Here is a 1814-nt window from a genome sequence, read left to right on the forward strand (position 1 = left end):
ACCCTGGCCCCGGCGGCCTCGGCTGCCGCCCGGGGCTGGTCGGTGGGGGCGGCGACGGCGGTGCCGCTGCAGAGGGCTCCGGTGGTGACCAGGGCCACCACGAGGCCGGCCGTCCGGTGGAGCCGGCGGGCGAGCGGGCGGGCGGTCCGTCGTGCGTCGTTCACGGTGTGTCCCTTTCGGGTGAATGGGTGGAGGAGCCCGGCGCCCCGGCTGTCGGGGGAGGCAGCCGGGGCGGGGAGGAGTGTGGGTCAGGAGGCGGTGCCGGTGACGGTGTTGCCGGACTTGGTGACGGTGTAGGTGACGGTGTCGCCGGTCCAGAAGCGGAAGGTGAGCGTCGCGGGGGCGCCGTCCTTGAGGGACTTGAGGAAGTCGGGCTTGACGGTGGTGGTGTCGGCGCTGTAGTCGGCGCGGTAGTTGTCGAACGTCTGGTAGGTGGTCCAGGAGGCCGGGCCGGCGGCGGTGCCGTCGGCGTAGGTGGACTGGACGTTGGCCATCAGGGAGCCGTTGAACCGGGTGGGGATGGTGAGCCCGTCGAGCGTTCCGGTGGCGTTGGCCATCGCCGGCTTGTCGTACGAGCGCACGAAGAGCTTCCACGGGACGCCGTCGGAGTACCGGACTTCGAGGGTGGCGTTGATCCCGGCGGCGCGGTCGCCGGCGAGGCGGGTGAGGGCGTCGGCGGTCAGGGTGAGCTGGTCGCCGTCGAGGGTGTAGTCGAGGAAGGGGATGAGGGGGAGGTCGCCCTGCCAGAGGCCGGCGAACCAGAGGCCGTTGCGGTTCAGGGTGATGGTCTGCGCGGTGATGGGGCCGGACTTCGGCAGGAAGAGGTTGTCGGTGGAGGCGGTGCCCGAGCGGGTCCGCCAGGAGCTCTGGATCAGGGCCTTCATCTCGGGGACCTGCCACTGCATGGTGCCGCGGTTCAGGAAGTCGTTGGCGGCGTCCCAGACGGCGGAGGTCATGCCGTTGCGCCGCGCTTCGTAGTTCACGTGCTCGAAGTACTTGAGCATCTCGCCGCGTTCGACGACGCCGGAGTACGGCGAGGTGAGCAGGCCGTACTCGCCGAGGTAGACGGGGATGCCCTTGGCGACGAAGGTGTCGTGCACGCGGGCGAAGCCGTCGGTCAGGTCCGACTGGGCCTTGGCGTCGTAGGTCGTGCCGTTGGCGATGTTCACGCTGAACGGGTACCAGCTGTAGTAGTGCACGGTGGCGACCAGGTTGCGGTCGTTCAGGGAACCCATCGTGGTGGACAGGTCGTCGAGCCAGTGCTGGGCGTTGTTGGTCTCCTCCGAGGGCAGGACGAGCAGGCGGTCCTTGTTCCTGCCGCCGGAGTTGCGGACGATGCTGTGGAAGGAGGTGTTGAGCTCGCGCAGGTACTGGGTCTTCTGGGCGTCGGTCGCGTTGGAGAACTGCGGCTCGTTGATGCTCTCCATGAGCAGCGTGCGCGGCTCGTCCTTGAAGGTCGTGGCGATCTGCTGCCAGGTGGAGTTGAACCGCGCCATGATGCTGTCGTGGTCGGTGGACATCGCGGCGATCCACTTCCACGAGTCGTGGTGGACGTTGATCTCGACGTAGAGGCTGTCCTCCAGGGCGAGGTCGACCACCTGCTTCACCCGCTTCATCCACACCGGATCGATGGTGTAGGGGGCCGTGTCGGACTGGTGCGGGTACCAGGTGACCGGAATGCGGACGCTGCGGAAGCCCTGGGCCTTGAGGCCGTCGAACGTCGCCCTGGTGGTCAGCGGGTTGCCCCACGAGGTCTCGTCGGGGATCGCGTCGAGGGTGTTGCCGAGGTTCCAGCTGGGCTGCATCTGGGCCAC

Annotated in this window: 1 protein-coding gene; it reads right to left on the minus strand. The window is 68.5% G+C overall.

The annotated features are described in order from the left end of the window. Positions 1 to 248: 248 nt before the first annotated feature. Positions 249 to 1814 (minus strand): cellulase family glycosylhydrolase (locus AB0O00_RS37705; RefSeq protein WP_363659206.1); only part of this gene is annotated, 1566 nt, incomplete at its 5' end.

This window comes from Kitasatospora sp. NPDC093558 (assembly GCF_040683475.1).
Taxonomy (GTDB): domain Bacteria; phylum Actinomycetota; class Actinomycetes; order Streptomycetales; family Streptomycetaceae; genus Kitasatospora.